The sequence below is a fragment of the Streptomyces sp. NPDC029151 genome, assembly GCF_055564315.1.
In genome coordinates, this window is the sequence record NZ_JBVHWQ010000016.1 from 70,397 (window position 1) to 84,592 (window position 14,196).

Annotated in this window: 14 protein-coding genes; 4 read left to right on the forward strand and 10 right to left on the reverse strand. The window is 71.4% G+C overall.

The window, feature by feature from the left end; all coding sequences use genetic code 11:
- Positions 1–7: 7 nt before the first annotated feature.
- Positions 8–1,375: an L-serine ammonia-lyase gene (locus ACZ4VF_RS36345; protein WP_467931404.1), complete on the forward strand. Its 1,368-nt coding sequence runs from the start codon at positions 8–10 to the stop codon at positions 1,373–1,375.
- A gap of 84 nt (positions 1,376–1,459) precedes the next feature.
- On the opposite strand, the gene ACZ4VF_RS36350 is transcribed toward ACZ4VF_RS36345, so the two are convergent.
- Positions 1,460–3,208 (reverse strand): M28 family metallopeptidase, encoded by a 1,749-nt coding sequence (locus tag ACZ4VF_RS36350; protein ID WP_467931405.1) that lies wholly within the window; start codon positions 3,206–3,208, stop codon positions 1,460–1,462.
- A gap of 236 nt (positions 3,209–3,444) precedes the next feature.
- On the opposite strand from ACZ4VF_RS36350, the gene ACZ4VF_RS36355 reads away from it, so the two are divergent.
- Both ACZ4VF_RS36355 and ACZ4VF_RS36360 read left to right on the forward strand, forming a co-directional pair.
- Positions 3,445–4,476, forward strand: coding sequence for a phosphatidylinositol-specific phospholipase C domain-containing protein (locus ACZ4VF_RS36355; protein ID WP_467931407.1), 1,032 nt, complete (start codon positions 3,445–3,447; stop codon positions 4,474–4,476).
- A 36-nt stretch (positions 4,477–4,512) separates the two neighbouring features.
- Entirely contained in the window at positions 4,513–5,067 is a 555-nt protein-coding gene (locus ACZ4VF_RS36360) for a glycoside hydrolase family 25 protein (RefSeq protein WP_467931408.1), read from the forward strand.
- A 40-nt stretch (positions 5,068–5,107) separates the two neighbouring features.
- Here the strand turns inward: ACZ4VF_RS36360 and ACZ4VF_RS36365 are convergent, their stop codons facing one another.
- The 3 genes from ACZ4VF_RS36365 to ACZ4VF_RS36375 form a co-directional block, all read right to left on the reverse strand.
- Positions 5,108–5,767: an NADPH-dependent F420 reductase gene (locus ACZ4VF_RS36365; protein ID WP_467931409.1), complete on the reverse strand. Its 660-nt coding sequence runs from the start codon at positions 5,765–5,767 to the stop codon at positions 5,108–5,110.
- A 213-nt stretch (positions 5,768–5,980) separates the two neighbouring features.
- A complete protein-coding gene (locus tag ACZ4VF_RS36370; RefSeq protein ID WP_190046301.1) occupies positions 5,981–6,193 on the reverse strand; it encodes an EF-hand domain-containing protein in 213 nt (70 codons plus the stop codon).
- Between the two features lie 59 nt (positions 6,194–6,252).
- Complete coding sequence (locus tag ACZ4VF_RS36375) at positions 6,253–7,164, reverse strand: MerR family transcriptional regulator (protein WP_467931411.1); 912 nt, start codon at positions 7,162–7,164, stop codon at positions 6,253–6,255.
- 48 nt (positions 7,165–7,212) lie between these two features.
- On the opposite strand from ACZ4VF_RS36375, the gene ACZ4VF_RS36380 reads away from it, so the two are divergent.
- A complete protein-coding gene (locus ACZ4VF_RS36380) occupies positions 7,213–7,863 on the forward strand; it encodes a GNAT family N-acetyltransferase (protein ID WP_467931412.1) in 651 nt (216 codons plus the stop codon).
- Here the strand turns inward: ACZ4VF_RS36380 and ACZ4VF_RS36385 are convergent.
- The 6 genes from ACZ4VF_RS36385 to ACZ4VF_RS36410 form a co-directional block, all read right to left on the reverse strand.
- The gene (locus tag ACZ4VF_RS36385) at positions 7,830–9,017 is read right to left on the reverse strand and encodes a YVTN family beta-propeller repeat protein (RefSeq protein WP_467931413.1); all 1,188 of its coding nucleotides are present in this window, start codon (positions 9,015–9,017) and stop codon (positions 7,830–7,832) included. The genes ACZ4VF_RS36380 and ACZ4VF_RS36385 overlap by 34 nt on opposite strands.
- Complete coding sequence (locus ACZ4VF_RS36390; RefSeq protein WP_467931414.1) at positions 9,017–9,808, reverse strand: polysaccharide deacetylase family protein; 792 nt, start codon at positions 9,806–9,808, stop codon at positions 9,017–9,019. The genes ACZ4VF_RS36385 and ACZ4VF_RS36390 overlap by 1 nt, the downstream gene beginning before the upstream one ends.
- Before the next feature lie 81 nt (positions 9,809–9,889).
- The gene (locus tag ACZ4VF_RS36395; protein WP_467931416.1) at positions 9,890–10,498 is read right to left on the reverse strand and encodes an ATP-binding protein; all 609 of its coding nucleotides are present in this window, start codon (positions 10,496–10,498) and stop codon (positions 9,890–9,892) included.
- A gap of 194 nt (positions 10,499–10,692) precedes the next feature.
- Positions 10,693–11,460 (reverse strand): enoyl-CoA hydratase/isomerase family protein, encoded by a 768-nt coding sequence (locus ACZ4VF_RS36400; protein ID WP_467931417.1) that lies wholly within the window; start codon positions 11,458–11,460, stop codon positions 10,693–10,695.
- A gap of 79 nt (positions 11,461–11,539) precedes the next feature.
- Positions 11,540–12,766, reverse strand: coding sequence for a L,D-transpeptidase (locus ACZ4VF_RS36405; protein ID WP_467931447.1), 1,227 nt, complete (start codon positions 12,764–12,766; stop codon positions 11,540–11,542).
- A gap of 164 nt (positions 12,767–12,930) precedes the next feature.
- Positions 12,931–14,154 (reverse strand): L,D-transpeptidase, encoded by a 1,224-nt coding sequence (locus ACZ4VF_RS36410; RefSeq protein ID WP_467931419.1) that lies wholly within the window; start codon positions 14,152–14,154, stop codon positions 12,931–12,933.
- Between the last annotated feature and the right edge of the window lie 42 nt (positions 14,155–14,196).

Here is a 14,196-nt window from a genome sequence, read left to right on the forward strand (position 1 = left end):
AGTGACCGTGGCCATCTCGGTCTTCGACCTGTTCTCGATCGGCATCGGCCCGTCCAGCTCCCACACGGTCGGCCCGATGCGGGCGGCGCGGATGTTCGCCCGCCGCCTGCGCAACGAGGGCCTTCTGGAGAAGGCCGCCTCCGTCCGCACGGAGCTGTACGGCTCCCTGGGCGCGACCGGACACGGTCACGGGACCCCGAAGGCCGTCCTGCTCGGCCTGGCCGGCGACTCGCCGCGCACGGTGGACGTGGAGACGGCGGACGCGCGGGTGGAGGCGATCAGGACCGACGGCAGGATCAGGCTCCTGGGCGAGCACGAGATCGCCTTCGACTTCGACCGGGATCTGGTGCTGCACCGCCGCAAGGCCCTGCCGTACCACGCCAACGGCATGACGCTGTGGGCGTACGACGCCGACGGCGCCGAGCTGCTCTCCAAGACGTACTACTCGGTCGGCGGCGGCTTCGTCGTCGACGAGGACGCGGTGGGCGCGGACCGGATCAAGCTGGACGACACGGTCCTGAAGTACCCGTTCCGCACGGGTGATGAGCTGCTGCGCCTGACGAAGGAGACGGGCCTGTCGATCTCCTCGCTGATGCTGGAGAACGAGCGGGCCTGGCGCTCCGAGGAGGAGATCCGCGCGGGCCTGCTGGAGATCTGGCGGGTGATGCGCGAGTGCGTGCAGCGGGGCATGTCCCGTGAGGGCATCCTGCCCGGCGGTCTGAAGGTCCGCCGCCGCGCGGCCGTCTCGGCCCGCCAGCTGCGCGCCGAGGGCGAGCCGCTGGCGCACGCCATGGAGTGGATCACGCTCTACGCGATGGCCGTGAACGAGGAGAACGCGGCCGGCGGCCGGGTGGTGACGGCGCCCACCAACGGCGCGGCCGGCATCATCCCGGCGGTCCTGCACTACTACATCAACTTCGTGCCGGGCGCCGACGAGGAGGGTGTGGTCCGCTTCCTGCTGGCCGCGGGCGCGATCGGCATGCTCTTCAAGGAGAACGCGTCCATCTCCGGCGCCGAGGTCGGCTGCCAGGGCGAGGTCGGCTCGGCCTGCTCCATGGCGGCGGGCGCGCTCGCCGAGGTGCTCGGCGGCTCCCCCGAGCAGGTGGAGAACGCGGCCGAGATCGGCATGGAGCACAACCTCGGCCTGACCTGCGACCCGGTCGGCGGCCTGGTCCAGATCCCGTGCATCGAGCGCAACGGCATGGCCGCGGTGAAGGCGGTCACCGCCGCGAAGATGGCGATGCGCGGCGACGGCTCGCACAAGGTGTCCCTGGACAAGGTCATCAAGACGATGAAGGACACCGGCGCGGACATGAGCGTGAAGTACAAGGAGACGGCGCGGGGCGGGCTCGCGGTGAACATCATCGAGTGCTAGCCCGGCCGGGCCGGCGCACGGCGAAGTCCTCACGGGGGAGGCGGATCCGGGGATCCGCCTCCCCCGCGCCGTCTCGTGGGCGGGTCAGCCGGTCGTCAGCGTGGCGTCGTCGACGACGAAGCTCGTCTGGAGTCCGGAGTCCTCGGTGGCGGTGAAGCTCAGCGTGATCTGCCGGCCCAGGTACTGGCCGAGGTCGAGGGTGCGTTCGGTGTAACCCGTGGCCGCGTCGACGTTGGAGTACGTCTGCTTCACGGTTCCGTCGACCTTGACCTGGAAGGTGTCGTACACCGTCGCGCCGGACTCGTCGGTGTCGATGTGCAGCCAGTACCTCAGGGTGGCCTTCGTGCAGCCGGACGGGACGGTCACCGTCTGGTTGACGGTGTCGGTGGCCGCGTGGCCGTAGCCCGCCAGCCACGCGTACCGGGTGCCGGAGTGCGCGGACTGGCCGCTGAACGCGCCGATCGCGCCGGTGTCACCGGTCCACGGCGCCGTGCCGTTCTCGAAGCCGCCGTTGGAGATCACCTGCGCCGCGGTGCAGCCGCCCGGGCCCTTGACGGTCAGGGTGTACGGCGTGGTGTGCGTGGTGGTACCGGTGCCGGTGATCGTGAGGTTGTACGTGCCGGGCGGCACGGAGGAGCCGACGGAGACCGTCGCCGTGGAGGAGGCCCCCGAGGTCACCGAGGCCGGGCTGAAGGCGACCGTGACGCCCGAGGGGGCACCCGAGGCGGACAGGGTCACCGTCTGCGCCGAGCCGCTGGTGGTGGCCGTGGAGACCGTGGTGGTCAGCGAGGTGCCCGGGTCGGTGCTGCCCGTGGCGGGGCTCGCCGAGAGCGAGAAGTCGTTCGCCGGGGTGGTGTCGGAGACCGCCTGCTTCCACAGCGTGTAGGCGACGCCGTCGGCGCTGCGGTTCAGGCCGGTGGCGTTGATGTTGGCGGTGGTGTCGCAGGAGGAGTGGTAGCAGCCGTCGTAGGCGGCGCCCGCCGTGCCGCCCCACTTGGCCGCCTGTGCCGAGGTCTTGCGGGCGCTCGCGCCCATGGCGTAGCCGGAGGTCGGGATGGAGTAGTTCTCGAACGAGTAGTCGTCGGAGCGGCCCGCGCCCTCGGTGTTCTCCTCGGGCTGGAGGTTCAGCGAGTCCCAGTACGCCTTCATCGGCGCGGCGGCGGCGGAGGTGAGGTGGTTGATGAAGTAACCGCCGTTGGGCGAGGCGACCATGTCGAAGTTGTAGTACGCCTTGATCGCCGAGCGCTGGGCGGAGGTGAGGGAGCGGACGTAGAAGTCCGAGCCGTTGAGGCCGGCCTCCTCGTCGGTCCACCAGCCGAAGCGGACCCGGGCCGCCATCGAGGGGCGGGTCTCGGCGAGCTTCAGCGCCACCTCCAGGAGGGTGGCGCTGCCGGAGCCGTTGTCGTTGATGCCGGGTCCGGCGGAGACGCTGTCCAGGTGGGAGCCGAACATGTACACCTTCGAGGCGTCGCCGTAGGGCCACTCGGCGATCAGGTTGGGCCCGGCGCCGCTGGAGCAGCCGGAGGTGCAGGCCTGCTCGGTGACGGTGTAACCGGCCGCCTGGAGCTTGCCCTTCACGTACGCGACGGAGTCGCGGTAGCCCTGGCCGGTCGATCTGCGGTTGCCGCCGTTGCGGCTCGCTATGGCATTGAGCTCGGTGAGGTGCGCCTGGACCCTGGTGACGTCGATGTCGGGCGCGGCCGCGGCCGGGGCAGCCGCCGTACGGGGGTGCGGGGAGGCCGCTTCGGCGCTCGCGGGGAGCGCCGCGAGGCCTGCGGCGGCCGTGACCAGCGCCAGCGTCGCCAGGGGGAGTCTTCGTAGTCGTGACACCATGTCTCCTTGTGGGGTGGAGGAAACGGGAGGTGGGCGCCGGGCCTGGGTGGGCCGCGCCGCTTCACCCCTGTTGAGCATGCGCATGCCAAGCGCTCGTCAAGCCTCGAATCACCAGACCGTCCGGATCGGGAGCCTCGCCCCGCCCTCCCGGCGGATGTTCCCCATGGGGCTACCGTGCGATAACCACACACCCGTACGCTGCCGCCAATTGTGCTCCTACCGAGGGAAGTTGGCGCATGCGTGGATTGAGACGGCTGGCGGCGCTCGCGGGCGCCGCCGCTCTGCTGGCGGTGGCACCGGGCAACGCCCACGCGGCGTCGCCGAAGTTCTCCGGGACGACGGCCATCGGGACGCACAACGCGTACGAGAAGACCAAGTACCCGTACTTCGCCCAGGCCTTGGACTCCGGTGCCTCACTGCTGGAGCTGGACGTCTACGTCGACAGCATCAGCCACCGGTGGCGGGTCAGCCACAGCAACCCGCTGGGCAACGACAACAACTGCGAGGCGGCGAAGACCCCGGGCGAGCTGTACGGCAAGAGCCGCAACCAGGACCTCGGCAGCTGCCTGGACAACATGGCCGCGTGGAACCAGCTCCACCCCGACCACCCGCCGATCCTCGTCAAGGTCGAGATGAAGGTCGGCTTCAACGACAAGGGCGGCCTCGGACCGGACGAGTTCGACACCCTGGTCGCCCAGAAGCTGGGCGGCAGCGTCTACAAGCCGGCCGACCTGCTCGGCGGGACGTACAGCACGCTGGACGCGGCGGCGAAGGCCGACGCGTGGCCCGACCGTGACTCCCTCCGGGGCAAGTTCCTCTTCGACCTGATCCCGGGCACGGTGGAGCAGTCCAACCCGTTCGACAGCTACTGGACGGACGAGGAGTACGGCGACCATCTGCGCGATCTGTACGCGGCCGGCCGCATCTCCTCGGCCCAGGCCTTCCCGGCCGTGCTCGGCGCCGAGAACGGCGACCCGCGCACGAGCCGCTACGACGCCTCGATCCGCCCCTGGTTCGTGTTCTTCGACGGTGACGCGGCCAGTTACGTGAACAACGGCTACGACACCTCGTTCTACTCCCGGAACCACTACATCCTGATCGCCACGGACGCCCACAACGTGTCCCCGGCGATCTCCTCCACCAATCCGACGGACGCCGAAGTCGCCGCGCGCCTGGCCCTGTTGGCCAGGGACCACGCGAGCCTGATCACCTCGGACTGGTCGGCGAAGCCGGCGTCGGTGCTGAGTTCGGTGACCACCCGGAGCTGAGGTTCCGGACGGGCGCTCACGGGGGACAACCTTCACATGCTGCATGGCATCGACGTGAGCGCCTTCCAGTCCTCCTCCTACGGGACGGGCGGCCTCTCCTTCGTCTTCGTCAAGGCGACGGAGGGCCGTTCGTACGTCAACCCGAAACTCGCGGCGCAGACCAAGCGCGCCCGCGACGCGGGCCTGGTCGTCGGCTTCTACCACTTCCTGTGGCCCGGCAACCTCACCGCCCAGGCCGAGCACTTCCTCGACCACGCCCCCGACCGCCGCGGCGACCTCCTCGCCGTCGACTGGGAAACCACCGGCGAGGGCACCCACGCGAGCAACGCGGAGAAGGACCGCTTCATCCGCAGACTCAAGGAGTTGCGACCGCACAACCGGGTCGTGCTCTACTGCAACCGCCACTTCTGGCTGAACGTCGACACCACCTCCTACGCCGGGGACGGCCTGTGGATCGCCGACTACGTCAGCGCCGGCAAGCCGCGCATCCAGGCGAAGTGGCGGTTCCACCAGTACACCAGCGATCCCCACGACAAGGACGTGGCGCACTTCGCCGAGGAGGACGACCTGCGCGACTGGGCCACGCCGTAGGGCCCGGGCGGGACCACCGGGCCCGGAGGGCGGGCGTGGTTCAGGCCCGGAAGTCCGCGGGCCGTTCCGGGGTGGCTTCCGCCAGGGCCTTCTCCACGGCGGACGTGCCGGCGCGCAGGCCGTAGACCGGGGTGCCGGGCTGCTGGCGCCAGGAGTCGGCGAGGGTGCCGGCGTCGACCGTGTCAAAGCCCAGTTCGTCGATCAGGGCGCGGACCGTGCGCTTGGCGGTCTCGTCGTCGCCGGCGACGGGGAGGGCCATGCGGTCGGGGTCGCCGGCGGGGCGGGGGCGGTCCAGGATGTCCTGGGCGTAGGTGCCGTTGAAGGCCTTGATCACGGGGTGACCAAGGTGCTGCTCGGTCCAGCGGCTCTCGGTGAGGCCCTCGTCCTCGATGGCGGCGATGCGGCCGTCGCGCTGCGGGTAGTAGTTGCCCGTGTCGATCACCGCGACCCCCTCGGCCGCGCCGTCCAGCAGACCGGAGGGGAGGTCGGGGACGGCCTTCAGGGGGACGGTGACGATCACGACCTCGGCGCCCTCTGCCGCCTCCTCGGCCGGGACCGCGGTGGCGCCGGTCTCCTCGGCCAGTTCGCGGAGCGTCTCGGGGCCGCGGGAGTTGGCGACGGAGACGTCGTGGCCGAGGGCGGTGAGCCGCCGGGTCAGGTTGCCGCCGATGTTCCCCGCGCCGATGATGCCGATCTTCATGGCTGACCTTCCGGGTAATCCATGCGTGTGCATGCTTCTGTCCCCCGCGACAACCCCTCCGCGGCCGGGACTATTCCGCCGCACCCCCGGACGGGCGAGGCGGGCACCGGGCACTCCGTGCCGCCGCGCGGAAGGGCGCGGGCCGCGTGCGGTGACGGCGCGACGAAGGGGGTGCCCGGGCCGTTCGGCGCGGGCACCCCCTTCGTCATCGGGTCACTTGTTCAGGTAGGCCCAGAACTCGTCGAACGACAGCACCTTGTCGCCGTTGAGGTCACGGGACTTGATGATGGCCTCCGCGACCGTCTCGGTGACGTTCCAGTCACCTTGCTGCGCCAGGGCGGACTTGAACTCCGCTGCGGTGATGAATCCGTCACCGTCCGCGTCGATCCGCTGGAACTGCTTGCGTGCTTCCTCGATGTCCGCCACCGATCCGCCCCTTTTGTTCGTGTTTCTCATGCCGTGCTGGCGTACTGACGCTGGTCAGATTAACGGCCCGCGTGAGCACGGAGTGCGGCGACCACCCAGGCGAAGTCCTCGGCGTGCGGTGGAGCGGGCTGCCGGTTGACCACGGCGAGCAGTTCCCGGTAGCGGGCCACGCGCTCGTCGAAGCCGGCCGTCATGCGCTCCAGCGCCTCGGCGCGGTCGGCGTCCCCGAAGAGCTCGTGCAGCACCTCCTCCGCTCCGGGGCCCGTGGGGCCGATGCCGCGCTCGCGGGCGGGTGCCACCAGTTCCACGAGCCGCTTGGCGAACCACAGGGACCGCCCGCGCGGCTCACCGGGCCGCCGGTCGGCCGCGTTGAACTCGACGGCCCGGCGCATCTGCGCCCGGAACCCCGGGTCCTGGAGCATCTCGGCCAGCTCCACCCAGGCGTCGACCTCCTCCGGCGCGGGGTCCTCCGCCAGGTGGACGGCGGTGCGCCGGATCCGCTCCCGGACGTCGGGGTCCACGGTGTCCAGTCCGTGCAGCGTCTCGGCCACGAACTCCTCCATGATCCGCTGCCGTTCGGCGGCGGACAGCCGCGCCAGCTTGTTCACGAGCGTCATCTCCTCTGCGGACGAACCGCGTCGCGCCACGGTCGACAGCACCGCACGGGTCACCCTGAGCGACCGGATCTGCGCGTCCAGGGCGGCCACGTGGGTGGCCGCGACCTGCGCCACGGTCCGCTCCCCCGCCAGCACCCCGCGCACGTCCTGAAGGCCGAGGCCCAGCTCGCGCAGGGTGTGGATCAGCTCCAGGCGGGCGACGCACCCGGCGTCGTAGAGCCGGTAGCCGCCGGCCGACCGGGTCACGGGGACGAGCACGCCCTCGTCGGACCAGTAGCGGATGGTGCGCACGGTCAGTCCGGTGGCGCGGGCCAGCTCGCCGATGGTGAGAAGTCCGGTGCCGTCGTCGATCATGTCTGCGAGTCTGGGCCTTCCAGTGGGTGGAGACTCAAGGAGTGGGCCTTGGAGAGCTTGCGGGACGTTCTCGACGCGGCGGCGGCCGGGGTCTTCCCGCCGCCGGACGGCGCTACGACGGTCCTGCCGCAGCCCTCGCCGCGGGACGCCGGGGTGATGTCGTTCACCGCGCACACCGTGATCTTCACCGACGAGGACCCGGCGTGGATCCGCGCGACCCTGGCCGGCCTGGACTGCGATCCGCTGGCGGCCACGATGAACCCGTGGTTCCTGACGGCCCTCATGGAGCGGACCGGCCGCCGGGCCGACACCATCGACGCGGTCCTGGTGGGCGCCCCGCTGCCGGGCGGTCCGCCGCTCGCGCTGACGGAGCTGCGCGACGCCCGGCATCCCAGGGCGCGCTACGCCCGGTGCCGGCGCGACGACGTGCGGGTCTGGGAGGCGGACGGCGGGGTGCTGGTCATGGGACGCGGGGTCGCCGGGCGGCTGGAGGTGTCGGTCGAGGTGGACGAGCGCTGCGCGCCGGGGCTCGGACGGCTGCTGGTGACCGCGGCCCGGCACCTCGCCGCCGAGCCGCTGTGGGCGCAGGTCTCCCCGGGGAACGCCCGCAGCCTGCGGGCGTTCCAGGGGGCCGGGTACCGTCCGGTGGGGGCGGAGCTGCTGCTTCAGCGGAAGATGCCGGTGTGCCCCAGTGAGTAGCGGCCGGGCTGGGGGTAGACGGCGAGCCCGTGCGGGCCGCTGCCGACCTTGATGCGGGCCAGCTGGGCGCCGGTGCGGGTGTCGATGGCGTACACCTCGGAGTTGTAGCGGCCGGACAGCCACAGGATCCTGCCGTCGGCGGAGACACCGCCCATGTCGGGGCTGCCGCCGCCGGGCAGGTGCCACTTCCTGGTGAGCCGGTTCTGCGTGAAGTCGAAGACCGAGATGGTGCCCTCGCCGCGGTTGGAGATGTACATCTCGCGGGAGTCGCGGCTGACGTAGAGGCCGTGGGCGCCCTTCCCGGTGGCCAGGAACCGGGGCCGGGTGAACCGGTCGCCGTCCAGGATCCACACGCCGTGGGCCATCATGTCGGCGATGTAGAAGAGCTTGCCGTCCGGGGAGATCTTGACGTCCTGCGGCATCGCGCCGCGCAGCGGCAGCTTCTCCTGGGCGACGACCTTCATCCCGGCCGTGTCGACCTTGAGGATCTCGCCGCTGAACTCGCAGGAGACGATGAAGTAGCGGCCGTCGACGGAGAAGTCGGCGTGGTTGACGCCGTAGCAGCTGACCGGGACCGCCTTGACGACCTTCATGGTGTGCGCGTCCCGGAAGACCAGCTGGCGGTCCATGGAGGCCATGACGACGGCGTACCTGCCGTCGGGTGTGAAGTACAGGTTGTACGGGTCGTGCACCTCGACCGGTGCGCCGGCCCTGCCGGTCCGCGGGTCGATCGGGGTGAGGCTGTTGCCGAGGTCGTTGTTGACCCAGAGGGTCTTCAGGTCCCAGGACGGCACGACGTGCTGCGGCTGGCGGCCGACCTTGATGGTCTCGACGACCCGGTAGGTCGCGGGGTCGATGACGGTGACGGTGTCGGAGTTGGTGTTGGGGACGTACACCCGGGTGGGGAAGTCCCGGACCACGGGCGAGAGCCGGTTCGGCCGGTCGGCGGCGTACAGGTCCTTCGGGTCCTCGACCGGTGGCATTCCGGGCAACACGTTCACCTGCGGCTTCTTCACCTGCGGCCGGACCGGCGCCTTGCTGCCGAGGGCCTCGCTCTCGTGGCCCCCGCTGCCACCGCCGCACGCGGAGAGCAGGGTCAGGGCGGTGACGGCGGCAGCGGCGGCCAGCAGGCGGGCGGCTTTCGTGGTTCGCATCAGCTCAGCAGCTCCGTGGTGGTGACCGCGCGCAGTCCGCGGCGGCCGAGTTCGGTCAGGACGTCGGGGAGGGCGGCGACGGTGTCCGGGTAGCCGAAGTGCAGGCTCACCACCGATCCGTCGCGCACGCCGGCGAGGACCTCCCGGGTGACGGCGGCGGCGCCGGGGCGGGTGTAGTCGAGGGAGTCGACGTCGTACGACAGCACGTGCGGGTAGCCGGCGGCGCGGGCCAGCCGGGCGACGAGCGGGGAGGCGGACGGGGCGCGGGAGGGCCGGAACCAGGTGCCGATGGAGCCGGTGAGCCGCTTCAGCCGTTCGGCGCAGTCGGTGATCTCCCGGCGGGCCTCCGCCTCGGGCAGGGAGTTGACGCCGATGTGCCGCTGGGTGTGGTTGCCGAGGTCGTGGCCGCCGTCGAGGATGCGGCGGGCGAGGTCCGGGTGCTCGTCCAGCCAGCTGCCGATGGCGAGCACGGTGAGCCGGGCGCCGTACCGCTCGGCCGTCGTGAGCAGCGTGCGGGCGACGGCGGGGTCGCCCTGGCCGTGGAAGGTGAGGGCCACCTGGGGGCGGGTGCGGGGGCCGTGGGTGATCTGGGCGGGGTGGCCGGGGTAGGCCCGGGGGGCGGGGGCCGCCGGCGGGGACGCGGAGGGCGAGGGCGGGCGGGAGGCGGAGGCCGGGGCGGGCGGAGCGGCGGCCCGGCCGGTGCCGCACCCGGTGGCGAGGGCACCGCCGGCCACGATCCCGGCGCCGGCGCGCAGCACTTCACGGCGGTGGGTGGAGGTCACACGCACCATTTAAGGGTGATGTGGCGAGAAAAGCGGAGATTAGCCCGGTATGCCAGGGCGTCGGGTCGTGCGGGAGCACCCCGGGCGCGGCTAGCGGTCCGCGACCCTCATCTCGAACCACGTCGTCTTGCCCCGCGGCAGCAGGTCGGCGCCCCAGCGGTCGGAGAGCTTGTCCACCAGGAAGAGTCCGCGTCCGCTGACGTCGAGTTCCTGGACCGGCATCAGACAGGGCAGCCCGCGCGAGGGGTCGCGGACCTCGACCCGGATCCAGCCGGGGCGCCGGCGCATCCGGAGGCCGAAGACGCGGGCGCCGGTGTGCCGCACGGCGTTGCCGACGAGTTCGGAGACCAGTAAGACGGCGTCCTCGGCCAGCTTGGGGGTGAGCCGCCAGGTACGCAGGACGACGACCTGGGCGAGCCGGCGGGCGGTGGCGGCGGACTCGGGGCGGGACGGCAGCGGCACCTCCGCCTCCGTCGGGTTGCCGAACAGTTCGAGCGCTTCGAGCGCCTGTTCGTCCTCGACCGCGGGCGACCAGCGCGCCGCGGCTGCACGGCTGTGTCCCCGCGGCTGTTCGATGCCCTCCAGCCCCGCCATGCCCCCATGATGGCCGTCCGGAGCGGCCTTGGGGGCCGTTCCGGAGGAATACGCCCCCCGCACGCCCCCCTTCCGCACCTGCCCGTCGGCATATGCCGCAGACATGTCGATGTCCGGTGCGACCCTGCTGACCTGCGGCGACGGCTCACTCTCCGGCAATCGACGGACTCCCTCGACACAGCAGGCTTAAGGTTGCCTTAAGGCTCCCATAAACCGCTCCATCGAGGGACCCGAATGAGACGACGCGTCAACTGCAAGGCACCGCACCGGAGTTCGGCGAGGCTTTCAGCCAGGCAGCCCTAGACGAACTTGGCCTTGCCCGGCCCCTCCTCCACGAAGCTGCGCATGCCCCGCTCGCGGTCCTCGGTGGCGAACAGGCCCGCGAACCAGTTCCGTTCGACGGCGAGCCCGGTGTCGATGTCGGCCTCCAGACCGGTGTCGACGGACTCCTTCGCCGCGCGCAGCGCGATCGCCGGGCCCTGGGCGAGCCTCGCGGCCCAGGCGTGCGCCTGCTCGTACACCTCGGCGGCCGGCACGACCCGGTCCACCAGGCCGATGGCGAGGGCCTCGTCGGCCTTGACCTGACGGCCCGTGAAGATGAGGTCCTTGGCCTTGGAGGGGCCGATCAGCCGGGGCAGCCGCTGGGTGCCGCCGGCACCCGGGATCAGGCCGAGCAGGATCTCGGGCTGGCCGAGCTTGGCGTTGTCGGCGGCGATGCGGTAGTCGGCGCACAGGGCCAGCTCGCAGCCGCCGCCGAGCGCGTAGCCGGTGATGGCGGCCACGACGGGCTTGGGGATGCGGGCCACGGCGGTGAAGGAGTCCTGCAGGGCGCGGGAGCGGCGGACCATCGCGGCGTGGTCCATGTTCTGCATCTCCTTGATGTCCGCGCCCGCCGCGAACACCCGCTCACCGCCGTAGATCACCACGGCGCGTACGTCGTCGCGGTCCGTGGCCTCCGCGGCCAGCTCTTTCAGCCGGTCCTGGGTGGCGATGTCCAGCGCGTTCATCGGCGGCCGGTCCAGCCGCAGGGTGCCGACGCCTTCGGCGACTTCGAGAGTGACGGTCATGGAGGCAGGTTAACGGGGACTAACGGCACGGGGCCCGGTGCCGTAGGTCACAGCACCGGGCCCGTACGTCGGACGGGGCTCACTTCTTCCAGGCCGCCCACGACATGTTCCAGCCGTTGAGGCCGTTGTCCGGGGCCACCGTGGCGTCGTGGGAGTTCTTGACGACCACCACGTCACCGACCATCGAGTGGTTGAAGAACCAGGCGGCCGGGACGGAGCCGTCGTAGCCGCCGCGCACGTCGCGCAGGCCGACGCAGCCGTGGCTGGCGTTGTAGTTGCCGAAGGCGCCGCCGCCCCAGTAGTTGCCGTGGACAAAGGTGCCGGAGGTGGTGAGGCGGATGGCGTGCGGGACGTCCTTGATGTCGTACTCGCCGCCGTAGCCGACGGTCTCGCCGTTCATCCGGGTGACGGCGAGCTTCTCGCTCATGACCATCTGGCCGTTCCAGGTCTCGTAGCCGGGCTTGCCGGTGGTGACCGGGAGGGTCTTGACGACCTTGCCGTCCTGGGTGACCTTCATCGTGTGCTTCTTGGCGTCCACGACGGAGACCTGGTTGCGGCCGATGGTGAACTTCACGGTCTTGCGCTGCTTGCCGTAGACGCCGTCGCGGCCCTCGACGCCGTCCAGGTCGAGGTCGACGGTGACCTTGGTGCCGGCCTTCCAGTACTTCTCGGGGCGGAAGTCCAGGCGGTCGTTGCCGAACCAGTGGCCCTCGACGTCGACGGCCGGCTCGGTCCTGATGCGGACGGCCTTCTCGACCGCCTCCGGGCTGGTGATGCCGCGGGTGAAGCGTATGGAGAACGGCATCCCGACGCCGACGGTGGAGCCGTCCTCGGGCGTGAAGTAGCCGACGAAGGTGTTCTTCGGCGTGAGCGTGGTGAAGCTGGCGTCCTCGGCGGCCTCGCGGCCCTCGGAGTCCTTGGCGACCGCGTGCACCGTGTACTTGGTGGCCGCGGCCAGATGGGTCGACGGCGTCCAGGAGGAGCCGCCGCCGGTGAGGGCGCCGTCGACCTTCGTGCCCTTGGCGTCCTTGACGGTGACCTCGGTCAGCCTGCCCCGGGCCACGCTGACCTTGAGCGCGCCGCTGGTGTCGACACCGGTCGCCCCGGACCTGGGCGCGATGCTGACGGCGGCCGAGGACTGCCCGTCCTTCCGGCCGCCGCCCTTGCCCTTGCCGTCCCCGGAACCGGACCCCGAGTCGTCCCCTCCGCCGCACGCGGTGAGCGTCAGCACCAGGGCGCCGGCTATGACCGCCAGTCCCCTACGGCCTCGCCGCCCCCGAGCCGACGCCCCCGCCACAGGCCGCATGTTCAAGTTGTTCTCCCCTCGCCGGGCCCTGCTCAGGCCCGCTCCCCACCACTTCGGTGCGCGCATATTAACTGCCGGATTTCGAGCGAGGTGTCAGGCATAGGTCACCGTTCCGTCGCAACTTCCGCCCGGCACCCGCGCTCCGCCCCCCATCCCTCACCTGGTTACTTCACCGCGCTGCCCGCTTTCCACTCCTTCCAGCCCATGTTCCACCCCCCGAGGCCGTTGTCCGGGGCGACCGTCTTGTCCTTGCTGTTCACCACCTCGACGACGTCCCCGACGAGGCTGCGGTCGAAGAACCAGCCGGCCGGGGTGTCCGAGCCGCCGCCCTTGACGTCCCTCAGACCCACGCAGCCGTGGCTGATGTTGACCTGTCCGGGGGCGTCCGGGGCCCAGTAGTTGCCGTGCAGGAAGGTCCCGGAGTCGGTGAGCTTCATGGCGTGCGGCACGTCGGGGATGTCGTACTCGGCGCCGAGGCCGACCGTCTGGCTGTTCATGCGGGTGACCTCCAGCATGTCCATCACCACCATCTTCCCGTTGTACGTCGGGTGCTTGGGCGCGCCCGCGGTGACGGGGACGGTGGCCAGGAGCTGCCCGTCGCGCCGCACCTCCATGGTGTGCTCGGCCGCGTCGACCAGGGAGACCTGGCTGCGGCCGACGGTGAAGGAGAACGTCTTGTCCTGCAGGCCGTAGACACCGCGGGAGCCCTCGACGTCCCGCAGGCCCAGGTCGACGGTGACCTCGGTGCCGGGCTTCCAGTAGCGCTCGGGGCGGAAGTCCAGGCGCCCCTTGCCGAACCAGTGCGGCCGGATCTCGACCGGGGGCCGGGCGCTGACGCGGACGGCGCGTTCCACGGCGGCGCGGTCGGTGATCTCCTGGCTGAAGGAGAGCGAGACGATCATGCCGGTGCCGACGGTGGCCCGGTTCTCCGGGCTGACGTAGGCGATGAACCGCTGGTCGGGGACGTAGGTGGTGAAGGTGGTGTGCCGGGCCGAGCGGCGGCCGTGGGAGTCCAGCGCGACCACGTCGACGGTGTACTTCGCGGCCAGCGCCAGCCGGTCCTCGTCCGGCCGCCAGGTCAGCCCGTCCTCGCCGATCCGCCCGGGGACCGGGGAGTCCTGGGCGTCCTGCGACTTCACCACGGTGACCTTCTCCAGCCGTCCGCCGGGCACCCGGACCAGCAGCCGGTCGCCGGGGCGTACGGCCTTGCTGCCGTCGTCGGGGGTCACCCGGATGACGTCCTCGGGGGGCGGCGGCTCGCCCAGTGTCCCGCCCATGCCCAGCGGGCCCGGGCCGTCCGCGGAGCAGCCCGCGAGCAGCCCCGCCCATGTCAGTACGGCGGCCAGCGCGGCCCCCGCGCGCCGTGCGCGTCCAGTTGCGTGCCTCACGCGAGACTCAACGACGGCGCCCGCTCCGGGGAAACGTGAGTG